Source organism: Nocardia noduli (assembly GCF_019038455.1).
In the GTDB taxonomy this organism is placed as follows: domain Bacteria; phylum Actinomycetota; class Actinomycetes; order Mycobacteriales; family Mycobacteriaceae; genus Nocardia; species Nocardia noduli.
Window position 1 is genome coordinate 1 of record NZ_JAFMPL010000226.1, and the last position, 1,562, is coordinate 1,562.

Annotated in this window: 1 protein-coding gene, 1 tRNA gene and 2 pseudogenes; 1 reads left to right on the plus strand and 3 read right to left on the minus strand. The window is 62.0% G+C overall.

The window, feature by feature from the left end; all coding sequences use genetic code 11:
* Positions 1–275: 275 nt before the first annotated feature.
* Positions 276–380 (plus strand): annotated as a pseudogene (locus JZ792_RS43360) (hypothetical protein); the annotation flags it as partial.
* Between the two features lie 495 nt (positions 381–875).
* On the opposite strand, the gene JZ792_RS42820 reads toward JZ792_RS43360, so the two are convergent.
* The 3 genes and pseudogenes from JZ792_RS42820 to JZ792_RS41060 form a co-directional block, all read right to left on the minus strand.
* Complete coding sequence (locus JZ792_RS42820; RefSeq protein WP_256461568.1) at positions 876–1,007, minus strand: hypothetical protein; 132 nt, start codon at positions 1,005–1,007, stop codon at positions 876–878.
* Positions 1,008–1,101: 94 nt separating this feature from the next.
* Positions 1,102–1,177, minus strand: a tRNA-Arg gene (locus tag JZ792_RS41055).
* 94 nt (positions 1,178–1,271) lie between these two features.
* Positions 1,272–1,562 (minus strand): annotated as a pseudogene (locus JZ792_RS41060) (DUF1542 domain-containing protein); the annotation flags it as partial.

The window sequence follows — 1,562 nt, forward strand, 5'->3', positions numbered from 1 at the left end:
TCATCACATGTAGTGATCACCTGTCGGCAGCTCGCTGCCTGATCAGACTGCGCCCGGATCGGTGAAATCTCAGTGACCACCTGCCGGTCCGCCTCTCGGCGTGTCGGACGGGTCCGACTCACCCATTGGGTGAAGTCGTCTACAAGGGTGTTCGTTATCCGGGGCGTCACGCTCCGCTGATCGATCCTGTGACTTGGCAACGTGTTCAGGACGTACTGACCTCGCATGCAGTGGGCGAGAAGCAACGCGATCATCCCCACTACCTCAAGTCGTCGGTGTTCTGCGGAGGCTGTGGGAACCGCCTGATTGTCACGATTCCGAAGAACCGCTACGGCAGGATCTACCCGTACTTCGTGTGCGTCGGACGCCATCAGAAGTACACCGATTGCCAACGCCAAGCCGTTTTGATCTCCCGAGTCGAGGAACTGGTCGAACAGGAGTATCACGCCATTGAGCTCTCTAACGAACTGCGGGAATCCGTCGAGTCGATGATCCGCGACGAGCTGGCGTCGACTCTCAAGACTGCTGATCTGCAACAACGTGAAATGACAACGCGGAAGCAGCAACTCCTCGATCAGCGCTCGCGCTTGCTGCAAGCGCACTACGCCGGAGCATTGCCCCTGGATCTGCTGAAAGAAGAACAAGACCGGATCGCCCGTCAGTTGGCCGACGTGGAGAGTCGTCTGGAGGCGACCACTGCGAATCTGGAGGACGTCGGACGCAACGTGCGGACTGCCCTGTCCTACGCCGCGAACTGCTACGCGGCCTACGCTGGTGCAACCGACCACATCAAGCGGCTGTTCAATCAAGCGTTCTTCACCAAGATCTATGTCGAACAGGACTACGTCCGTACAGAACTGGCGGAGCCGTTCAAGTCACTGCTCGGGGCTGTCACGACGGCGAGCGATGAACGTGAGGATGTTCGGAACCCGGCCGACGCCGTCAGTATTGAGGAGGATGAGCAGGTCGGGGCTGATGGAATCGCGCTGATGGATGCCATCAGGCAAAGCAGGCGTGCTCCGCACACAAGCTTTGTGCAGGTAGAAGGTGATAAAAACAACAAACCTGCGGCAGGTGCCGCAGGTTTGAAAGAAACTACTTTGGTGCCCTCGGCAGGATTCGAACCTGCGACACCCGCTTTAGGAGAGCGGTGCTCTATCCCCTGAGCTACGAAGGCTGGTCTGGTGGGACGACCGCAGTCTACCGGGTGTACCCCGGAGGAGCCGCATCGTGTCTGGGTGGGTGGAGGTGTGGGGGGTTTTCGGGTGGGATCAGAATCCGCCGTCGAAGCCCCCGCCGCCGTCGAAGCCGCCTCCGCCCCAGTCTCCGCCGGAGCCTCCGTCCCAGCCGCCGCCGGAGTCTCCGCCCGGATCGCCGCCGCCCTGGTCGTAGCCGGGGTCGGAGCCGCCCGCGTCCAGGCCGTCCTGGTATCCCTCGCCGTATCCGCTCTCGAAGCCCTGCGCTCCGTAGCCGACGCCGGACATGCCGGAGAACAGGGAGGTGAAGAGGAGGGCGGAGCCGATGCCCCAGGCGCCTGCGACGAGGGCGGGTTGCCACCAGGG